Origin of the sequence: Bradyrhizobium sp. 604_D8_N2_3 (assembly GCF_051810765.1) — a bacterium.
GTDB lineage: Bacteria > Pseudomonadota > Alphaproteobacteria > Rhizobiales > Xanthobacteraceae > Bradyrhizobium > Bradyrhizobium barranii.
On sequence record NZ_JBPWPM010000002.1, the window covers coordinates 265401 to 285123 of the forward strand.

Below are 19723 nucleotides of genomic sequence, written 5' to 3' on the forward strand. Positions count from 1 at the left end.
AGGGCACGGCGTTTTCACACAGCCAGGGTCAAAAGGCGAAGAACTCAGCGTGAGCAAATCTCGTCCGCTACGCCCCAGCGGCGCGCCCGAGCTCGACGCTTTTCGAACAGCCAATCGCATTGACCGTTATGTGCAGCGATCGACATCGCCCGCGTGTAGTCCATCTTGCGGCGCAACTACGGAACAACGTTACATCTGCGAGATTCGCGGAACGAAAGGGATCGTCAGTCTTTCTCTGACTTTGGGATACGCCCATGACATCTCAGGCCGTAGATGGTGCGTGCGCGTTCGCGTGGCGGAACTACTTGCTGCTCCACAGCGGCATCAGCGAGAACGACGACAGGTGTTCCGCCCTCTATCGCTACGTCGCCCATCTTCGCGATACCGGCGAAGATGATTTCGATCTCTTGCAAATAGCGGCAGTCGCCTATTTGAGAAAACTCGACGAATTGCATGACGACCGATGTGCGAGACTCGCGGCAGATCAAGTTTTGGCCGAGTTTTCAGCATCACGCAGTGCACAACCTGACACGTAGCTTTAGGCCATAGCACCAGAGCGAAGGAGCGAACAGCATGGCAGACAAGACCGCTAATGCAAACCGCTTCGCGCGCGACTCACAACGGGGCATCACCGCAGTGACAACAATCGGCATGAATGCCTTGAAGCCGATTATGCACTTTCAGGTCTCAATGCTGAGGATGTGGGCCAACAGCATCAAGAGGTTCGCGGGCAATTACGAAAAGGGGTTGGAAGAAACCACGACCACTGTCGAGGGGCAGTCAGACAAGGAGGAACGCGCCGCGTAAACTAACGCGAATTATTAGGCGGAGTCCGAGTTGGGTCAAAATGCGAAGAACTCAACGTAAGCAAATCTAGCCCGCCATGCCTTACTGAGCGGACCTCAACGAGGTGCGCGGCTACTTCGCTGATGTGCCAACAGGGGAAACGCGGCTTGACCCGTTCACTGAACAAGCACGTCCTCATGGCGTCCGGCGCGGCCGGGGCCTGGAATGCCTCATTAGCGGAAAAGCCGACGCCGGTTTGGAACGGCGACGGCTTCTTCTTTACGCGCTCAGACGGACGGCCGCGGCTACCCGCCGCGTCGCATGAAGGAAACGGTTAGCGGGCGCTGCGACGCCATCAATTGGAGGACGCTCCTGTTTGAGCAACTCATCGACTAGACGTTCGAGATAGGGCGGCAGAGGCGAGGCTTCGAGAGATAAATTCTGTTGCAATCTGTCACCCACCTCGTCACAGATCGAGCGGGCAGTCTTATGGTCGATGTGGTCCGATATTCGATTGGTCGTTTCCATATCCCGACCTTTCGATTAGGCCCCACGTTCACTCCGAAGAAGAAGCGAGTGCGGCCGGCGTTCGAGCGGTAGGAGTAAGGCCGTGTTGGTCGTATGATCCAAGATGCTCTTAACCGAATTGAAAATGGAGTCGTCGAACTGCAGATGATCGTTCTTCACATCGAAGTCGAGAATGGTGTTGGCACCAGACTCAGGCCGGAAAACAAATTGATCGGGCCCCTTGCCTCCAGCCAGGATGTCGCCTTTACCGCCGATCAGCACGTCAGTGCCTTTGCCGCTATATGCAACAGCATGGCCTGCAGATCCGTCGAGCGCGCTCTTCCCGTTATCGCCCCACAAGATGGTGTTTGAGCCGGCTTTATAGGTGAAGGAAGGATCAAAAACGGAAAACGTCAGGGTGGAGGTGTCGCTACCGCCATGACCATCAACCGTTGTGTAGGTGAAGGTATCCTGAGCAACAATCTGTGACGGCAGGGCTTTAGCTGTAGCGACATAACGCGTCGTAGCCCAAAGCTTACCCCTGAGCTAAAAGTGCGAATTGGGTGGTGCGTCCGGACGGGTTCTGAACGGCCGACCTCCGCCATGTCACAGCGGCGCTGCTACCAACTGAGCTGCGGACGCGGGCCGGTATCGACTCTCTGACGCCTACGTCGCTGGCGTTTACCCCAGCGGCCGATCTCCGGCTCTTTCCCTTCCAATTCACATATTGCCCCTCGTCCTCGCAGATCAGGCACGAGACAGGTGGATTTCCGCTGTCTGAAATCGGGCGCCGCAGGTTTCGCAGGTCCAGAGAGGCATGGCCATGATCCAGGAGAAGCAAGGGGGCACCCACGAGATGACGCCGTAACCATCCCATCGCAGAGGCGGAGGAACCACCGCGATTGGCCCATGTTATCCTCTGGTCCACCCCCGCGCCAATTGGCTGGTCATGTCATCGCAGCTTGTCAGCCCTGCGTGTACGGGACCACATTCTGTCGGAAGTCGTTCAGCGTCTCGATGGCATCGCGCTCCCCTCCCCGCCTCTGGCCCCTCTACGCAGTCAACTTCTTCATGGCCGACATGCAGTCGGGCATCGGACTGTTCGTCGGCGTGTTCCTCCAATGGTGGCGCGCTCGCTTGACGGCACCGGCCGCATCAATCTCGGCCAGGGCGCCGTCATCACCGTGCAGGGCGTCGGCGCAAGCCTGAGCCCCGCGCTTGGCGGCTGGATCGCGCAGTGGATCGGCTACGGCTCGACCTTCTTGCTGCTGGGCGGCTTCGGGCTCGCATCGATGGGGCTGTGGCTGGCGTTCGGTGCCGCAGTGAAGAAGTATTGAGGCAAGCGGCCGGCCGGACATCACGGCGCGAATTGCTTTTGCCATCCGGGCAAACCAAGCTGCGGCACCTTTGGCACAAGACCAGCCATGCGCCGAAGTCTCGCCGGTACCAATGGCGGCGACCACGGCGGTCGAGATCAGAGGGCCGACGCCCGGAATGCTCATGATGCGACGGCAGTCAGTTTCCTTCTCACCGATCTGGTCAATCTCGCCGGAAAGGGCGACCCGTTCATCGAGAGATATCCAGTCTTCGTACAAGCCAGCAATCAGGCCGCGCATTCGTGGCGATATCTCATCCTGACGGCTCTCCAGGATCGCCAATGAGCGCGGGGGCGCGAAATGCCACTGTTCCCCAGAGATACGTGAGTTGGTTCAGGCGCCCTTCATATTCGGCCCGCTAAACTGGCGGACTGGGATTTGAGGCCAGCGAAATAAGCGCCGCCAGGACAATGTATTTTGAGCCTGGCGGCGTTCAATTTTAAGGCCAATGAGAAGCCCGCCCGCTGAACCGGCGCATACGAAGAGGCCGCCAATTGAGGGCTTCTTTATTTTGGCGCCGTTTCACCGATCAGATCGAATAACCGCGTTCAACGCACGACTCATGTACTGGGCGCGCGCCGGATTGGGTTATCCCGCCCGCTGGCGGTTTTCGGCGGTGCACACATTGGCGAAAGCTCGATTCTTCCCAATTCCGTTGGCTCCATCAGGACGCGTGTGCCGTCGATCTTGCGGCCGGGCGCAATCAATTTCGTGCGCCATAAGAACCACAGAGACCTAGAGCCGCGCCCGTTCGATACGAAAGTGAACTTAGCGGCGTCGTGCCCGCCGTCCTAGGCTTTTCGATTTCCTCGGCGGTCCACTCCTGCTTCCAGCGCGCCATTTTTCCCGACCTACGAATTTCGCCGGTTCCAGTGAATTCACCATCGGTACACGGCTTTCCGTGAGCGCGACATCGCTTGGCACAAACTGCACTTGTCCAGGAGCGCGATGTCTGCACCATCAGTGGGGTTTCCGCCCAGGATGTTCTATCTCCAATAGCACGATCCGACGGCGGGGAACGCTGGCCCCGGCGTACAAACAGCCCCCTATCCCCGGCGCTGGGGCCACGTTCCGCGAGCGAAAGTTCGCTCGTGTCCGCCACCAAAGTTGAGGCTTCGGCGGAGTGAGAGTATGAGAAAGGTTCCGCTATTCACCTGCACGCACTGCCGAGTGCAAGACGCGGATGTGATCAGCATTACGGTCTCCTACAAGAAGGGAGAGTCTGTCCATGGCAAGTGGCACCCAGCATGCTTCGAGGAGGTCAGGCCGACGCTGAAACGAAAGGGCGACCCCATGATCGCCATCAGCAGCAACGTACCGCCGAGCGACCCGCGTAGTCTTGATCATCTTAGCCACCGTGAACAATGGTTGGCGTTGGCCAGGGCAATCGGGCAGCACATCGCGAGAGATGAACGTAATGGCGTCAGCGGGCCGCACATAGGAGACGTGGATCTCGACGAGGATAAGTCATCATGACATCGCCGCCCCCGAACCCCTGATGATGGCACGACCATCGCCGTCGCCATGGTCGTCGTCGCGGAATGGAAGAGGCCAGAGGCGGGCCCTCCAAATGATTGACGAACGGCTAGTTAGGCGATCATCTAACCGTTCGGTATCATCAATTAAGGGAGACAATCTTGCAAAGCGCCAAATTGTTGTTGGTCATCGTTGCTCTGTTTGCTGTCTCGCCTCGACTGGGTTGCAGATGACAATCCGGTTCGCGTGATCGACGCCTTCGTTGCAGGCCTCGATCTGGCTGAACTTGGGTTCGGTGGCGTTGAGCCTGCCGGCACAGGTAGGGCGTCGTATCATCCGGCCGCGCTCTTAGGGCTCTACATTTACGGTTATCTCAACCGTGTCCATTCGAGCCGCCGGCTTGAGCGTGAAGCTGGCCGCAACGTCGAAGTGATGTGGCTGCTCGCCAGGCTTGCGCCCGATCACAAAACGATTGCCGATTTCCGCAAGGACAATGGTCCCGGCATCAAAAAGGTCGGCGCGCGCTTCGTCGAGGTGTGCCGCAAGATGGGCTTGCTCGCGACAGCCAGCGTTGCCATCGGCGGCAGCAAATTCAAAGCAGTCAATAATCGCGATAAGAACTTCACGCGCGGCAAAGTCGAGCGGCGGCGCACGCAATTGCCGCCTTCGATTTCGCGATGCGATGAGGATCATCAGTCGCCGATTTGTAGGTAATAGCCACTAGGGGACCAACGCCTGGCACTGTCATCAGCCGGCGACAGACCGCATCGTCACGCACAGCTGCCAGCACGGCCTGTGTAGCCTTCCGTACTCTGCCTTCAAAGCCAATCGTGCCGAAAGCATCGCTGTGGCAATGCGCTCCAATGTCGCCTGACCCGCAACCAACTCTCGGAAAGGCTCTTAATCGTGCACGTACAGAGCGCAGACCAATGCGGTTGACGTCAGCGTCACCATTCACGCCATTAATCTAATGGGATTCATGCGGCCTCGCCGCTTGGCGAAGCCCGTCACTGCCCTGGTGCAGCTACGGTCACTGTCTTTTCCATGATCTTTGCTCGGTCACCTTCTCGCACCACGATAGCGGTATAGTAGCCGTGTTGCGGTTGATCGCCGAACTTGGCCTGCCACTCGCCAGCATTGAAGACGAAGTTGCCGAAAGATCGGGATACGTTGCGCTCTACGGAGTAGTCGTGCAGGTCAAGGTTGAGGACATCCTGCAGGTTACGGCGAATCGCTTCTCGGCCTACGAAGATCCCGCTCGGCGTTACTCTGATGGTATCCTCGGTGAACGCTGCAGCCATGGCATCGACGTCTTTGCGATTGTAGGCGTCGGCAAACTTCTTCTGCAGGTCGGCATATTGATCCTCGACAACCGGCTGAGCGACAGCACCAACGCACCGACCATCATCAGAGATGCGGCAAGTACGATCGTACGCACCGTCGGTATCGCCATCATCAAGGCGATGGTTCAGAACCACTCGCCCGGTATGTACTTGTCGGCGACGATGATGCTCACTGACACGAGCAGGCCGCCGAAGCAGAACAGCGCGAGCGATACGAGCGTCTGGAAGTCAGCAATCGCCAGGACCGATGCCCTGGGAAACATACGGGTAGCCAATGCCGTCATGTCACCCTCCAACTATCACGGCTGAGCCAACTCTCGCTTCAGCCCGATCACACGGCGCGGAAGTCGGTACCGCAAAGACAATGATCGAACGAACAGAGGAGCGTTTTGGCCTCAAACCGGAGCGGCTCGCGGCCGATACCGCTTATGGATCCGCTCCGATGCTGAACTGGCTGGTCGAGAAGGACATCGCGCCACACATTCCGGTCATCGACAAGTCAAAGCGAGAGGATGGCACCTTCTCGCGCACCGACTTTCGATATGACCCGGCCGGCGACGTCTACCTCTGCCCAGGCGGAAAGCGGCTCGGGACGAGCGGCACAGTATACGAGGGCAAGACGCTTCTGTACCGCGCAAGCAAGCTCGACTGCGATGTATGCCCCCTCAAACCGCAGTGCTGCCCAAAGGAGCCCTCACGCAAGATCCCGCGCGACATCCATGAACACGCCCGAGACGTTGCACGGTCCTTCGCTGGGACCGAGGGCTTTGAGCAGTCGCGACGTGAGCGGAAGAAGATTGAGATGCGGTTCGCTCACCTGAAGCGCATCCTGAGGCTCGGCCGACTTCGACTGCGCGGCCCACGGGGCGCCCAGGACGAGTTTGTTCTGGCTGCCATCGCTCAAAATCTGAGGCGGCTCGCGTCGTTGGTTGCGCGACCACCACCCGCTCATGCTCTGTGTATTGCGTAGCGTAGCAGTTGCGTTGAGAGCGGCACGGTCGGCGGATCAAAGCCGGTCGACCTTAGCGAATGGCCGAAAGACATGCTGCCCTTGGTTTTGCCAAATTCTATATGGGGCGCGCTGCCGAGACCGAAGGCCATATACTCGAGGCTTTACGTCTCTCCCCTCGCGACGTTGAAGCCTACCAGTGGACGTGTTTTGTGGGTGTGGCCAAGCTACAGCTTGGTTCGGACGTCGAAGCCGTCAGTTGGCTACGACGAAGCACTGAGGCGAACCGCAACTTTCCTCTCGCTCATGTGTTGCTCGCCGCTGCGTTGAGCCTGACCGGCGCGCTCGACGAGGCGCGAGCTGCTGCAAGATCGGGACTTGCGCTCAACTCAGGTTTCACCATCCGTCGCTTGCTCGCTGCTCAACAAAGCGACAATCCAATTTTCCTTGCTGGGCTCGAGCGCATCTGTGAAGGCCTGCGCCTCGCTGGCGTGCCGGAAGGGTGATGAGCGTTCGGGTCAGAAGTCGACTTCAGCGCGTTCCTGCCCTACGTCGGCTTTGGGTCAAAATGCGAAGAACTCGGAGTGAGCAAAATCAGTCCGCTCCACCCCACCAAGCGGACCTCGTTGAAAGGTGTCGTCACTTCGCTGATGGGCCAATCAGCGGACATTGCGCCGGCCTTTCTGTAATTCGGCGCGGCGTTCGCTCCCATTCGGCGCAAAGGCTGACCCCGGCCAGAATGAGCGCGGACCTCGACTATCATGTGGGGTCAACGTTGAAAGCCATATTTCACCCAGTGAGACCCCATCTATTCAGCGACGCTTCTTCATCGCATGTTCCAAACCCTGGCGAAGAGACGCCGGTGTGTAGGGCTTCACGATGAGTATCGCGCCCAGTCGCGCGGCTTCAGATTTCACTCCGCTGTCACCTGTCGCGAGAATTAGGCTAAGATCGGGCCGGCGCGCGTAGACGTCCCTTGCGAGCTGCAGACCGGAAACCCCAGGGAGGCCGACATCCGTGAGTAAGATGTCCACGGGCTGCTCATCCAGGATCTTCAGGGCCTCTTGAGCCGTGCCTGCCTCTGTTACCTTGCATCCGATATCGCTCAGCATCTCCATCGTGGTGAAGCGGATGAGGTCGTCGTCCTCGACGAGCAACACGGTCGCGTCCTTGAAAGTCTTTTCGTTGGCCGAGTGTTGCGATCCCTGAGCGACGCGCCTTTGAGCTTGATTGGCCAACACGTGTCTGATTTTCCGCGCGAGTGACTCCCGCGTGTATGGCTTGGCCAGGAGCTCCACTCCGGGATCAAGCCGCCCGCCATGCACGATGGCGTTCTGAGTATAGCCGGATGTGAAAAGCACGGCGACATTGGGCAAACGTTCCTTGGCTTTTCGCGCCAAGTCCGGGCTACGCAGGCTGCCAGGCATCATGACGTCGGTGAAGATAAGGTCTATCGGAATGCCGCTGTCGACGACGACGAGAGCGCTCGCCGCATCTCGCGCCTTGACCACGCGGTACCCTAGCTCGGTGAGCATCGAGACCGCGACCTCGCGAACCTCATCGTCATCCTCAACCACGAGGATGGTTTCCTCTCCGCCTCTAATCTCGTCGGACGTAGCCCCGACCAAAGTGTCTTCGCTGGCCACCTCTCGCGGGAAGTACAGCTTCACAGTGGTTCCGGCACCTACTTCGCTGTAGATTTTGATGTGTCCGCCGGACTGCTTGAGGAAGCCGTAAACCATGGCGAGGCCCAGTCCCGTGCCCTTGTCCTCCGCCTTGGTTGTGAAGAATGGCTCATAGACCCGTTCTAGGATGTCAGGCGGAATGCCGGTGCCCGTATCGGTCACCGCGATCATCACGTATTGCCCCGCAGACAACTCGTCATGCTGGCGGACATATTCGTCGTCGAGGAAGGCATTGCTTGCTTCAATCGTCAGCCGGCCTTCGCCGTTCATCGCGTCGCGAGCGTTGATCGCGAGGTTCAAAACCGCATTCTCCAGTTGATCCGGGTCGACGAGGCTATTCCATAGCCCACCTGCAACCACCGTCTCGACTTCGATCTCCCCACCCAAGGCGCGACGAAGCATCTCATCCATGCCTCTGAGCAGACGGCCGGCGTTCACCACTCTCGGCTCCAGCGGCTGTCGCCTCGCGAAGGCGAGCAATTGTGAGGCAAGTTTTGAACCGCGGGCAACACCCCCGAGGGCGCTTTGGACCCGCATCTCGGCCCGGGCATTGCCCGCGATATCTTTGCTCAGCAGTTGCAGGTTTCCGCTGATGACCTGCAGCAAGTTGTTGAAGTCGTGGGCGACGCCGCCGGTGAGTTGCCCGATCGCCTCCAGCTTCTGCGAACGGATCATTGTCGCCTGCGCCGCTTGGAGTGCCGCTTCCGCCTCGCGGCGTTCGGTGATATCCCGTGTCACCTTGGCGAAGCCGAGAAGCTTGCCGGCGTCGTCCCGGATGGCGTCGATCACGACGTGTGCCCAGAACGCAGTGCCGTCCTTTCGGACCCGTTGACCTTCGTTCTCCCAGCGTCCGTTTCGGGTTGCCGTCTCCAGGCCGATACGCGGAAGCCCGGCGGCACGGTCGGCTTCCGTGTAGAAGTCGGAGAAGTGCCGGCCAATGATCTCTTCAGGGGCATAGCCCTTGATGTGCTGCGCACCGGCGTTCCAGCTTGCCACGTGGCCGCCGGCATCCAGCATATAGATGGCGTAGTCGGTAACACTTTGAACCAGCAATCGGAACTGTTCTTCGCTTTCGCGCAGTTTTGTCTCGGCGGCCCTTCGCTCGGTCAAGTCGCGGGTGATTTTGGCGAAGCCGACAAGGGCCCCCTCAGGCGAGCGGATCGCGTCGATGACAACATGGGCCCAGAAGTGCGTGCCGTCTTTGCGGACGCGCCAGCCTTCGCGCTCGAAGCGGCCGGTGCGCTCGGCCTCCGCCAGCGCCTGAGCAGGGACGTTCTGCGACCGCTCAGCGTCGGTGTAAAAGGTCGAGAAATGGCGACCGATAATCTCATCCGCCTCATAGCCCTTGAAGCGCCTGGCGCCAGGGTTCCAACTGGTCACGCGACCCCCGCGATCCAACATGTAGATCGCGTAATCAGTGATCGCCTCGACGAGGAGCTGGTAGCGGCCGTCGCTAGTTTGTGCGGCTTCGAAGCGGTTTGAGGTTTCCATACGAATCCTATCCCAGCCCCAGTGTGGGTTGGGACACAGTCTACTGAAACACGGCTCGATCGATTCGGTTCCATTGAATCGCGGCGCCACAATTCCGATAGCCGGACTGAACCACTGCGGAGCGGCCCTCAGCCGTCCCTAAGGCGCGCGCGCCCAGTATAGGAACGACTCATCAAGCCTCGCGTTGCCGTCGCCGTATCTTGCTATCGCGCGCGAACATGGCGAGCGTCGCCTACGCTGACGTGCTGTTGCTGTCCGATCGGCTGGAGGAGTGCGGGCCCGAGGCCGTGATCTTCGCGAGCGGCGCGCGCTGGCGCGATCACCGCAGCGCGACGCACCGCCACGATGACGAGGTGGAGATCTGGCAGCACGAAGCGCTTAAGCGTTGACCAATAGATAGAGCCCTGAGACCAGAGCAGGCTCAAAATCCAGCGGCTGGTTCCGCGACTGGCTCGCTCCTATTCTTGATGCATGATCGCCCTCACCCGCCGGCGCAGCGACAACCCGCACCAGGAGACCTGGCGTATCTACTTCACCGATGTGTGCGTCGGGACCATCAGCGTGCGCGCCGGCGTGCCTGTGCATGCCGATCAATGAGAATGGTCGGTCGGCTTCTATCCTGGCATGGAGCCAGGCACATGGCGGAGTGGCATAGCCGCCACCTTCGAAGCCGCGCGCGAGGCTTTCGAGACTGCATGGTCGGAGCTACAGCCGAGCACCCCCGACAATGCCTTCGCCGAATGGCGCCGCGATCGCGACTGGCGGGCCGAGGTTGCGGCCAAGCGGGGCGCGGGGCGAGAAGCTCGATAGCGAGATACGGAGCACGCTGATGCGCTGCGTCTGCGGCACCACATTCGACAGCTGGAAACCGGCGGAGAGCTACCAGCACCGCGCACACTTCACCGCCGCGCAGGCGGCCAATGGGACACGACGATGAAGCACACCGCAGAACGACCCTATGCAGACCCGGATGCGGCCGCGCGCAAGCTCGTCGAGCTGGCGGCCAGCGTCGCGGCCGTGCAGGACGGCCGCATCTACATCGAGCGGATCAACGGGCAGTTCATGATCGAGCTGAAGGGCAGCGGGAGCGAGTTCGGCGCCGGGCTCAGATACGCCATCGAGCGCGGCTGGTTATCGAAGCATGAAAGCGGCACCTACGTGAAGCTGATGCCGCCCGGGGAAGATCTGCTGACTCGCAAATAGGAACCGTCCTTACTGCTTCGTCCTACTTCTGTCGAAAATGAATGCGGCTTGAAACACCCGCTCAACGTCTGTCCTCACTTCCACGGAAACGTCCTGCCGTATGGTGGCAAAGTCCTTTGCCAAGTTCGCAAGCGACCTAGCGGCTTCGACCTCGGCCTCTTGCTGAGTGTCGAATTCCAGACCTTCCTCGTCCGGGTACAAACCAGTGTCGTCCCGGATGTTGAAGTAGTACCGGGTCATAAGCCGCCCTCATTCGAGGGAGAGCATAGAAGAAATGTTCGCGTGTTCCTATTCTGGCGGCTGCAGTCCGGGTGATCTCAACCACTCGCTCAAGTGCGAGCCGGTCTCGGCCTGTCTGGCCTTGCGGAGGAGAGCTTCTCGCTCGAAGCCGGCAGGGAGCTTCTTGGCTAGCTCTCTTAAGCGTGCGGCTTCTTGGGCAAGACGTTCTTCGAGGGACACAGTTTGTTTAAAACGACGGCGTCGCTGCATGACACACCTCGATCTTACGGGTCCTAACCGTTGGGTTTGAGTTCTTGCAGCCTAACGCGCGGGCAGTTCCGTGGTCTGTGCCCTAGTGAACACAAGTTCCACGCGATAACGCGGGAACCTCGGATCACAATTGAATGTTACTTATCGCGGGCAGCCGGAGGGGAACGCCATGGAAATGGACCTTGCCGAGCGCTTCTTTTTGGGTCTCGCATTCATAGGTGCAAGCTGCCTCTGTGTCGTTTTCTCCGTCTGGATGCTTACTTGAAGTTCTGGCCCGCCAGCGTGAACCGGCCGCCGGACTTGCTTTTCCGCACCCAACGACCAGCAGTAGCCCGCGCTCTCGACGAGCCACCTCACGCCCTGCCGCCTGCCGGATAAGCACGGGTGAGCTCTCCTTGGCGCTTGATGCGGCGAAAAGTGCAGCCGTGCGCCCGGGCAAAGACCTCCGCCTCTGCAATCGCGATGGCACGCGTGCCGCCAAACGCACGCTCGATGTAACGGTCCCGAATTATCAATTTCTGGTTCGACCCGACGTCATCCAAAACCGTCGCTAGCTTAAGCAGGAAGTCTTCGCGCGTCAGCAAGGAGCTATGAAAGGCGAAACCTCGCCGCACAAATAGCCCGTCCTCAGTCTTTGGGCGGGAATGGATGGACGACGGCTTTTGCGTCCGTCGCCTGTGCGATCAGAACTGCGATTCCCTCGAGCGTTTGTTGGTCGTTAATTCGGAATGACAGGCGCCGATATCGGGCGATCTTGTCGTCGTACTGAGTGCACTTCTCACACATGACTTCCGCTCGGCATAGAGGGCGGGAGCGTGAAGCACTCTCAGTCACCGATAGGCGCCTCGGACTGGGCGGTGATTTTGCAATTATATACCTTGCACCGGGTTCCCGACATTCCCGACATAAGGAACATCGGCGCAAAAGCTCAACGCCATAAGTCTGCCCAATCAGCGAGGGTTTTAGGAGCTTTGCTGTGATTGCCTAACGGGTCCGACGATTAGGCGATAGGTTGGCACCCACGCTGTATTCCAGCTCTCAAGGGTGGTGCCGCAAACTGCGCATTCGAAGCTGGCTATCTGGCGGCCGGGCGCCATGGACTCGACACGGCTGTAAACGGCGCCGCACTGGCAGGATCGGTGATGTGATTCTGACATGCCTATTTTATGCGCTCTAAGAGCCAAACAAGCCAGTACGAAACTTTGGCCACCAAGCGGATCGGGGCTGAACCTTCATGGCCGACGTCTGGACCAATGATTATCCGGGATTTTGTTGATCCCTCTCGGGGCTGGACTGAACCGATCGCCGCCAGGACAATGTATTTAGAGCCTGGCGGCGTTTCTATTTCAGGAATGATGGGAGGCCCCAGCATGAACCAGCGCAGGCTGGCAAAAAGCGGCCCCAGGGTGCAAGGACCTGAGGCCGAAGATTACCTTCTCTCATTGCTTCGGGCCTAACCGCAGACTGGCGGGCTCCGTTCCTCAGTCCCCATCCGCCAGCGTGAACCGGCGGGTCTCACTTGGTCGAAAATAATTAGTGTCGCCCGACCTGCGATTACCGGCGCGCTCGCCAATTGATCAACGCGCCCTTCATGTTCAAGCTCAAGAGCCGCCAACTCAGGCGGCCTTAATTCACGTCCATTGTGGATTTGCGGGCAGGCTCTTGAGGCGCCAGTGCCCGACCAACGCGCGCCACTCGAATACGATGACGATGATGCCGATCAGCGCAGTCCGGATGCCTGACATTATCAAAATCATTTGGAGCGTCGGATCATCGGCTGTCATGTCGATGTTCCAAAGTATCAATGTGAACAATTGTTCCAAGGTATTATTTGGGTGGCTGCGAACCCGGCGAGCGCAGCCAATCAGTCATATGGGCGCCGATCTCGGCGATCCTAACTCGCCTTAGGAGCGCCTCGCGCTCGGCCCCGGCCGGCAACCGATCGGCCATCGTCTTGAGTTTGGCGGCCTGCTAAACGACGAAAGGCGAGGACGGTTCCCCTAGAGGAACGAATTAGCCAACTTCAGTTCAACTTGCGACGAAGGGCCTTGCGCGCCATCTCCATCCATTCTTCCGCAAGGTGCAGCCACGCCTCCTTGTCCACCTCGCGTGTCGCCTTTTCAGCCCGATGCAAGCAATTCTGCGCTTGATGCAGGTACCTAACAAAATCAGCGTCGCCCATCGCGTACAATGCGGGGGCAAAAAGAAGGTGCCAAATGAGAGGCCGCAGGCGCCGCCTTTAGACAGCTCCTGCGGCCTATGCTGCGACGTTCCGCACGATCGGCGCGGCACGGCCCACCGGTTAGCACAGGAACCACAAGGGCGCGCGCATATTTGAGCCGTCGCTGCCGCGCCGCCAGAGCTGGCGGAGCGGCCCCGGCCTAACCTCCTTGACCCCCTGGAGCCGGCGGCCATCTCTCAGTCCTCATCGTATCGGAGTAGCGTATGCGTTCCTCGCCCTCGATCGTGCCGGCCGACCGCCTCGACCGCGACATCTATCTGGTGCTTGAAGACTTCGGCGCGCGCGCCGGTTGCGCCTGGCGTGAGACGGATGAGGCTGACACTGATCTTGAGGGCGTCCTGCAAAATCTCCTGTCCGGCCAGTACGCCTATCCGGTCCGAATTGTATCCTTCAATCCCGTCGAGGGGTGGTCGCGGGATGCGACTTCCGACGTCGCCGACGCGCTGGCCCAGCGCGCGGCCGACACCGACGCCGAGATCTCCTCCGCACTACAAGCCTTCATCGCCGCCACCGCCACAAGGCGCTTCGACGCACAGCTGGCGCTGCCCCTGCGCGGGGTCGCCTGATGCCCAGCGAGGAAAAGCCTGTGTCCGTTGGTGCAACGACCACGACATGCGTCAACTGTGACGATTTCGGCTGGGTTTGCGCGAGACCCACCCGGACCGCCCCTGGGACGGCCCGCGCGCCTGCACCTGTGGCGGCGCCGGCGCACCCTGCCTGCCCTGCAACGCTGCTGGCGAAGGTGAAGTGCCGCGCATGCCAGAAGGCTTTCAGATCGAGGTCAACAAGGACGGCTGGCGGCACTGTGGTGCCTCTATCGATGTGAGCGGCCCAGGCGCCTCCGGGGCTGGAGAGGAACGGAGACACCGGGACCGCAACGACGCACCGGCTCGAAGTTGGGGCGCCGTGGATATTCTCCGCCCCGGGATTCATCGCAGGCTCTAACAAATGTTGAGTGTCCCAGATTAACTTTGCGGGCTTCCTCCGTTGCGCAGTGTTCCTTCGCGGAACAGAGCCCACGAAATATTCCTGACACAAACCGCTGCTTCCATGCCTTCAACCGGGCGCGGTGTTTGTATCCTTAGTTGTTTTCATTCCCGGGGCTGGCTTTGCTCGAACCTATTTTTTTTGACCGGCGTCGATAGACTTTGGACAGGGCCGCCCCACAAGGGCGGCCCTTTCTTCTGGAGCCTTCAAGCCCTATCTGCGGTCTATGCGTACTGCGTTCGAATTTTGCCGGCTTACCGCCGCCTAGATGGTACCGGCCGGGCCCGACTGGATCCACGAAATCAAATACGACGGCTAACGCCTGCGCGTAGAACGGCGAGGCCGCGACGTTCGGCTGCTCACCAAGAATGGTCACAACTGGACCGACCGCTTCCCTTGGATCCTCCAGGCAGCGTTGAAGAACCGCGAGGAGCAATTTGTCATCGACGGTGAAGCCGTAGTGCTCGGCGTCGACGGCGTCTCAGACTTCAACGCCCTGCACTCGCGCCGAGGTGCAGCTCTATGCGTTCGACATTCTGGCGCTCGGCGGCGAAGACTTACGTCAGCTGCCGTTGACGATGCGCAAGACCAACCTGGCGCGCCTGCTACGCGGCCGCCCCGATGGCATCTTCGTCGCACCGTTTGAGGGCGGAGAAATTGGGCCGGACCTCTTCAAAGCAGCCTGCGGCATGGGCCTTGAGGGATTAGTCTCGAAACGGCGGAATCGCCGCTACGTCGCCGGCCGCACAAAGGAATGGATCAAGATGAAGAACCGAACACACCCCGCTATGTCCAGAGAGTTTTGACACGAATACCGGATTAGGGCGTGCACTCATATTGCCGCTTCTCGAGATAAAGCGGACCTATGCAAAGAAGTCCGGCAATTTCGCCATTTGACCCAACTCGGACATTTGCGCGAGACGGGTGGCCGCTAACAAATGCGACGCATGCACGTTCGAGTAACCCACCTCAGCGCACGGTCGGAGCATGCTCCCGCTCGGCTAACGCCGAGGGCGCGGCGCACTAAGACTGGTGCGGTGCCAGCGTAGGGCGACAACGGAATTATTATTAAATGTCGGCCCCTTTGTTGGGGGCACCACGCTCTTCTGCGCCCTGTAATTCCCTCTGCGCTTGGTCCCAGAACTCGTCTTCGCGTCCTTCCGGTTTGCCCGCCTGCTCCCACAGCTCGAACGCGCGCTTCCGTATCTGCTCCTCGGTTGGGTGGGCCATCATGAAATCTCCCAGAGCGCAGTCCTGCCTTGGGCAGGAGGCACAAAGGGCAGGACCGCCGGGCCAATTTATCTCAAAGAGCCAATTCGGGCTTCGGAGTCGTTCCTTCGCCACGCGCCTTCTCGGCCGCATCATCCGCCAAGGCCCATAGCAGCCGTATCCCGGCCGTTGGCCCGAAGTCGGCTTCTGACCACACCGGACATCGACGACCAAAGTCGGCAACCGGCACACCTGCGGGTCTCCGGAACTTTGGGGTGATTCCGGGAGTTTATAAATTAGGCGGTATCGCGATTTCGCTTTCGGCTCAACACACGCTCAACACACATATGCCGTCTGTCGTCGCAAACCGCGGCATCGCAGGAGGCTCTTCATGAGTATCAAGCGAATCTTGGTTCCACTTCCCGGCTCAGCCGGCCTCACCGGTCAAATTGAAACGGCCCTGTCTGCCGCCAAGGTGCTGGTGGCTCACGTCCAGGCACTGTTCATCAGTGAGCCGCCGCCAGTCACGCGCGACCTAATGGCCACCGACCTAATGGCCACCGAAATGGGACGACGAACGGCGACCGTCCCGGTAAATTGGCACGCCGAGGAACGGGAGCGAACTGCGCGGGATGCGCGTGAGGTTTTCGCGCGGGGCTGCGCGGTAGTCGGCATCCCGATGCTATCGGCGAGCGACGAGCCCGGCCGCCCGCTCGCAGCATCCTGGCGCGAAGCCGAGGGATCGTATGTGGAAATCGCGGTGCAACGGGCCGCTGCCTTCGACCTAATGGTCGCCGCAAGCGCCAGCGTGATGGAATCGCTCATGGCTATTGCCGAGCAATCGCTGCTGCGGACCCGTCGCCCCGTGCTGTTGGCGCCGGCTCGCCCGCAGAGTGATCTGACCGACAGCGTGATGATCGCCTGGGACGAGAGCCCGGAATGCTGGCACGCGGTCTCGGCTGCCATACCGTTCATGCAACTTGCCAAATCAGTGCGGGTCATAAGCGTTGACCGGGACGGCAGCAATCGTCAAGCCTCGCAGGCGGAGGTGCTTGCCTATTTGCGCTGTCATGGCATCGATGCGACCGCGCAGGTGGTTGCACCGGAATTGCGCTCGGTGGGTGATACGCTGCTCGCGGTGGGGGCAGAGCATGAAGCCGGCCTGCTGATCATGGGCGCCTATTCCCATAGCCGCCTACGCGAGATGTTTCTGGGCGGGGCCACGCGCCACATCCTTAAGAACGCTTCGGTACGCCCCGTTCTCTTAGCGCATTAGCCCTCGTCAGAGCGCAATCCCAGCTCAGGTTGCCGCCAACGCCAACGCTATGGCCGGCTTGCTCACTCGCCGAAGGCGGGTTGGGGGGACCGTGCGATTAAGCACCGACGCTGCCAAACGCACCACCCTCCTCAATTGGGTCTCCCGAGTTCGGCACTTATGGCAGATCGTGCTCGGGTCGATTTGATTGGATGTCGGTTTGTGGGCCCTTAACGGACCTCGTGCAATGTCCTCTTCTCCGCCGCGGTTGGGAAATAAGCGGGCATCGCGGATTTATGAGTGCACGTGCTTGCGATGAAACCTTACGCCTCATTGCCGAGGTGCCCATCTCCTTGGTCGGTGCTATTGATTTCCCAGGGAGGATTATCCCGCCGGTCCGGGAATGAAGCACCGCCACAAAGGAGTCATTCTTCCATTGTCGTATGACGGCCACCACCAAACCATCGCCCTGCCGCTGAGGTTCTGCCCGTTGACTACGACAGAGTTTGGCACGTCAAACCATTGCCCGGGTTCGTTTGGCCGATGCGGATGCTTCAGAAGGACTCTATAGCCATTTTTTGCCATATCCCACTCGGCCTCCGCCTGTTGGCCGTCCCCACCATCACAGCACGGCTCACCTGCCCTATTCTTGAGACTTTTGAACCAAGCGTTCAGTTCTGGTCGCATCAGGTCATGTGAATAGGCTGTGTTGATGCCGAAAAATGTGACCGCACACAATCCCACCGTGCCGGCTACGATCAACCGATAAAGATGCACTGGGTGTCCATTGGAACTGGTCATGGAAACCTCCGTTTCCTAGCCCGTTTGCGTGGGTCATCGGAAACGAGCGAAGGTTCAACCGGAAGTACACTTAGGTGCCGGCCAGTTCCTCGGCATGCTTTGCTTTTTGACGTGACGCCGAGTCAATTTGGCTTCTTGCCCTAATGGCGAAGTGGCGATGCCCCTCACTGTGGTCAGCTTAGTGGGACGCAGCGGACGAGATTTGCTTACGCTGAGTTTTTCGCTTTTGACCTGAGCGGAAGTCCCGGCGCTGATCGTTCCGCAGCGGCCAAATGGCGCGTTTCAGGAGCTCAAAAGGAGGCTAGGATAACTACGTGCAAGACCTCAGCGCAGACGCCGGCCTCCGGCTCCCCCGCGGCTGGCATCAGCGAAAACTCATGGAGGATTTCGCGATGAAATCGCTGGCCTATGTAACTCTATCTGTCCTCGCGCTTATGCCGAGCTACGCCTTCGCTCAACAGTCAACCGGCCACAAGATGAGCGACGAGGAGCTGATTAAGCTGTCCTTGTCCGCGGCACCCGAGGCCATCGCCAAAGACGCAACGATCGTCGCTATGGATCACGACGGCAAGATGCGGACGTTGCGCAAAGGAACTGGGCAGTGGACGTGCATGCCGGGCCATGCCGATCCGGCCAACCCCGACCCGATGTGCGGCGATCAAAACGCGATGGAATGGGCGACGGCATGGATGGAGCACAAGGAGCCACCGGCGAATAAGGTAGGGTTCATGTACATGCTGCAAGGGGACGGAGGTGCAAGCAACACCGACCCCTATGCAACAAAAGAAGAGCCCGGCAACAATTGGATCAAAACCGGCGCACACGTAATGATCGTGGGCTCTGGCGCTAAGATGTTGGATGGTTATCCACGCGACGCGAAGGCCGACCCAACGAAGCCCTATGTGATGTGGCCTGGCACGCAATACGAGCATTTGATGCTGCCGGTCCGCTGATCTCGCGATCCTGCATCCGCGCCAGGACGGTTCTGTGCGGGGCGCGCGCGATGAAACGCGCGTCCCTATCGGTCCTGCTGCCCCGATGAGTCCGCTTGCGGCCCCTTAGCGGACTTCGTGAAGAGTCGGCTTCTGCGCCGCTGTTGGCGAATAAGTGGGTACTGGCCGAAATAGGCCACTCGCGAAAGTGAATTAGTGCCACTGGTAGGAACTAAGGGATTGCCCGCCCTGTTGCATGTTGTTCCTCCCTCTAAAGGAACAGCCTTATGGCCGACGACAACAACAAAAATCCAAATGAGAAGCAGCCCGGCGAGAATCCGGACGGCAAGTACCATTTCAATCCTGGGAACATGGCCGGGAAGAAGCCCGGGGATTCGGAGCAGACTGCCGAAAACCGTGGCGAGCAGCCGCACGCGGACAAAGAAAAACCCGCCGGTTAGGTGCTGGCCACTCGGAGGCCGCCAACTGAGGCGGCCCTACCCTTTTGATTTGACCTCGCAAATCCTGCGTTTCAGGTGGCACGTCATAGTCGTCCACTAGCCTTTCGGTCTGCTCCTTGGCCTCTTCATGGGATCGACAAGCCGCTAACTATGGCCATCCGGGCCTAGGATGTAGGCGCGACATCCAATCATTCCGGTGGTGCCAGACCGGGCGACCTGAACCACTCGCTCATATGCGCGCCGGTCTCGGCTTGCCTGGCCTTGCGGATTGTGCGCTCCCGTTCGATACCCGGTGGAAGCGACTGAGCCTTCTCACGAAGACGCCTTGCCTCTTCTGCAAGGCGTTCCTCAAGGGACATAGTTTGCTTGAAACGGCGACGGTGCTGCATAGCGCTGCTGCATTCCTGAGGAAGGCGGGAGCGCTAATGGCGTTCTCATCCCCGATAAGAGCCAGGACAAGGCGATATCGCCCTGATGAACTGCGCCAAGGGGAGGACCGCCGTAGTGCTCGCAATCCAAACATGTCCGGCG

The 19723-nt window shown here is 59.7% G+C and carries 22 protein-coding genes and 6 pseudogenes; 15 read left to right on the forward strand and 13 right to left on the reverse strand.

The genetic code is table 11. The annotated features are described in order from the left end of the window. Positions 1-254: 254 nt before the first annotated feature. A complete protein-coding gene (locus AB7245_RS46075) occupies positions 255-536 on the forward strand; it encodes a hypothetical protein (RefSeq protein ID WP_082757289.1) in 282 nt (93 codons plus the stop codon). Positions 537-573: 37 nt separating this feature from the next. After that, positions 574-807, forward strand: coding sequence for a hypothetical protein (locus AB7245_RS46080; RefSeq protein WP_162478990.1), 234 nt, complete (start codon positions 574-576; stop codon positions 805-807). Between the two features lie 522 nt (positions 808-1329). Here the strand turns inward: AB7245_RS46080 and AB7245_RS46085 are convergent. Together AB7245_RS46085 and AB7245_RS46090 are read right to left on the reverse strand one after the other, a co-directional pair. After that, positions 1330-1653, reverse strand: a complete 324-nt coding sequence (locus AB7245_RS46085) for a hypothetical protein (protein ID WP_085400065.1) — start codon at positions 1651-1653, stop codon at positions 1330-1332. A gap of 343 nt (positions 1654-1996) precedes the next feature. Next, positions 1997-2112, reverse strand: a pseudogene (locus AB7245_RS46090) (MBL fold metallo-hydrolase); the annotation flags it as partial. Between the two features lie 293 nt (positions 2113-2405). Between AB7245_RS46090 and AB7245_RS46095 the strand changes: the two are divergent. The 3 genes and pseudogenes from AB7245_RS46095 to AB7245_RS46105 all read left to right on the forward strand — a co-directional run. Beyond that, positions 2406-2630 (forward strand): annotated as a pseudogene (locus AB7245_RS46095) (MFS transporter); the annotation flags it as partial. A 1170-nt stretch (positions 2631-3800) separates the two neighbouring features. Next, complete coding sequence (locus AB7245_RS46100) at positions 3801-4145, forward strand: hypothetical protein (protein WP_144030596.1); 345 nt, start codon at positions 3801-3803, stop codon at positions 4143-4145. A gap of 216 nt (positions 4146-4361) precedes the next feature. After that, positions 4362-4823, forward strand: a pseudogene (locus tag AB7245_RS46105) (transposase); the annotation flags it as partial. Here the strand turns inward: AB7245_RS46105 and AB7245_RS46110 are convergent. The 3 genes and pseudogenes from AB7245_RS46110 to AB7245_RS46120 form a co-directional block, all read right to left on the reverse strand. Further along, positions 4810-5036 (reverse strand): annotated as a pseudogene (locus AB7245_RS46110) (IS110 family transposase); the annotation flags it as partial. The pseudogenes AB7245_RS46105 and AB7245_RS46110 sit on opposite strands and share 14 nt — an antisense overlap. Before the next feature lie 116 nt (positions 5037-5152). Beyond that, complete coding sequence (locus tag AB7245_RS46115; RefSeq protein ID WP_354100387.1) at positions 5153-5446, reverse strand: hypothetical protein; 294 nt, start codon at positions 5444-5446, stop codon at positions 5153-5155. Positions 5447-5613: 167 nt separating this feature from the next. Further along, positions 5614-5772, reverse strand: a complete 159-nt coding sequence (locus AB7245_RS46120; protein WP_187387704.1) for a hypothetical protein — start codon at positions 5770-5772, stop codon at positions 5614-5616. A gap of 56 nt (positions 5773-5828) precedes the next feature. Between AB7245_RS46120 and AB7245_RS46125 the strand changes: the two are divergent. Continuing rightward, positions 5829-6458: pseudogene (locus AB7245_RS46125) on the forward strand (transposase); the annotation flags it as partial. Between the two features lie 62 nt (positions 6459-6520). Further along, a pseudogene (locus AB7245_RS46130) lies at positions 6521-6943 on the forward strand (tetratricopeptide repeat protein); the annotation flags it as partial. Between the two features lie 306 nt (positions 6944-7249). On the opposite strand, the gene AB7245_RS46135 reads toward AB7245_RS46130, so the two are convergent. Beyond that, positions 7250-9613: a PAS domain S-box protein gene (locus tag AB7245_RS46135; RefSeq protein WP_354132703.1), complete on the reverse strand. Its 2364-nt coding sequence runs from the start codon at positions 9611-9613 to the stop codon at positions 7250-7252. A 218-nt stretch (positions 9614-9831) separates the two neighbouring features. Between AB7245_RS46135 and AB7245_RS46140 the strand changes: the two genes are divergently transcribed. From AB7245_RS46140 to AB7245_RS46150, 3 genes are all read left to right on the forward strand, one after another. Then, positions 9832-10002 (forward strand): hypothetical protein, encoded by a 171-nt coding sequence (locus AB7245_RS46140; protein ID WP_439035943.1) that lies wholly within the window; start codon positions 9832-9834, stop codon positions 10000-10002. A gap of 82 nt (positions 10003-10084) precedes the next feature. Continuing rightward, complete coding sequence (locus AB7245_RS46145) at positions 10085-10210, forward strand: hypothetical protein (protein WP_256375132.1); 126 nt, start codon at positions 10085-10087, stop codon at positions 10208-10210. Positions 10211-10546: 336 nt separating this feature from the next. Continuing rightward, a complete protein-coding gene (locus tag AB7245_RS46150; protein ID WP_085398671.1) occupies positions 10547-10816 on the forward strand; it encodes a hypothetical protein in 270 nt (89 codons plus the stop codon). A 9-nt stretch (positions 10817-10825) separates the two neighbouring features. On the opposite strand, the gene AB7245_RS46155 is transcribed toward AB7245_RS46150, so the two are convergent. From AB7245_RS46155 to AB7245_RS46170, 4 genes are all read right to left on the reverse strand, one after another. Then, on the reverse strand, positions 10826-11056 hold the full coding sequence (locus AB7245_RS46155; protein WP_439035944.1) for a DUF6894 family protein: 231 nt from the start codon (positions 11054-11056) through the stop codon (positions 10826-10828). A gap of 48 nt (positions 11057-11104) precedes the next feature. Then, positions 11105-11305, reverse strand: coding sequence for a hypothetical protein (locus tag AB7245_RS46160; protein ID WP_014494431.1), 201 nt, complete (start codon positions 11303-11305; stop codon positions 11105-11107). Positions 11306-11658: 353 nt separating this feature from the next. Beyond that, positions 11659-11889 (reverse strand): hypothetical protein, encoded by a 231-nt coding sequence (locus AB7245_RS46165; RefSeq protein ID WP_439035945.1) that lies wholly within the window; start codon positions 11887-11889, stop codon positions 11659-11661. A gap of 1047 nt (positions 11890-12936) precedes the next feature. Next, positions 12937-13128, reverse strand: a complete 192-nt coding sequence (locus AB7245_RS46170; protein ID WP_439035946.1) for a hypothetical protein — start codon at positions 13126-13128, stop codon at positions 12937-12939. Between the two features lie 622 nt (positions 13129-13750). Between AB7245_RS46170 and AB7245_RS46175 the strand changes: the two genes are divergently transcribed. Both AB7245_RS46175 and AB7245_RS46180 read left to right on the forward strand, forming a co-directional pair. Further along, positions 13751-14113: a hypothetical protein gene (locus AB7245_RS46175; protein WP_085398674.1), complete on the forward strand. Its 363-nt coding sequence runs from the start codon at positions 13751-13753 to the stop codon at positions 14111-14113. A 933-nt stretch (positions 14114-15046) separates the two neighbouring features. Beyond that, entirely contained in the window at positions 15047-15340 is a 294-nt protein-coding gene (locus AB7245_RS46180; RefSeq protein WP_341850584.1) for an ATP-dependent DNA ligase, read from the forward strand. Positions 15341-15602: 262 nt separating this feature from the next. On the opposite strand, the gene AB7245_RS46185 is transcribed toward AB7245_RS46180, so the two are convergent. Next, positions 15603-15767, reverse strand: a complete 165-nt coding sequence (locus AB7245_RS46185; RefSeq protein ID WP_371441352.1) for a DUF2934 domain-containing protein — start codon at positions 15765-15767, stop codon at positions 15603-15605. A 367-nt stretch (positions 15768-16134) separates the two neighbouring features. Between AB7245_RS46185 and AB7245_RS46190 the strand changes: the two genes are divergently transcribed. Continuing rightward, positions 16135-17019, forward strand: coding sequence for a universal stress protein (locus AB7245_RS46190; RefSeq protein ID WP_162478982.1), 885 nt, complete (start codon positions 16135-16137; stop codon positions 17017-17019). A gap of 363 nt (positions 17020-17382) precedes the next feature. Here AB7245_RS46190 and AB7245_RS46195 read toward each other — a convergent pair whose 3' ends face one another. After that, positions 17383-17799 (reverse strand): hypothetical protein, encoded by a 417-nt coding sequence (locus tag AB7245_RS46195; RefSeq protein WP_144030598.1) that lies wholly within the window; start codon positions 17797-17799, stop codon positions 17383-17385. Positions 17800-18113: 314 nt separating this feature from the next. Between AB7245_RS46195 and AB7245_RS46200 the strand changes: the two genes are divergently transcribed. Further along, positions 18114-18752: a hypothetical protein gene (locus tag AB7245_RS46200; protein WP_439035947.1), complete on the forward strand. Its 639-nt coding sequence runs from the start codon at positions 18114-18116 to the stop codon at positions 18750-18752. Between the two features lie 266 nt (positions 18753-19018). Then, positions 19019-19192, forward strand: a complete 174-nt coding sequence (locus AB7245_RS46205; protein ID WP_179945624.1) for a hypothetical protein — start codon at positions 19019-19021, stop codon at positions 19190-19192. A 188-nt stretch (positions 19193-19380) separates the two neighbouring features. On the opposite strand, the gene AB7245_RS46210 is transcribed toward AB7245_RS46205, so the two are convergent. Continuing rightward, positions 19381-19581, reverse strand: coding sequence for a hypothetical protein (locus tag AB7245_RS46210; protein WP_085398676.1), 201 nt, complete (start codon positions 19579-19581; stop codon positions 19381-19383). Positions 19582-19723: the final 142 nt, after the last annotated feature.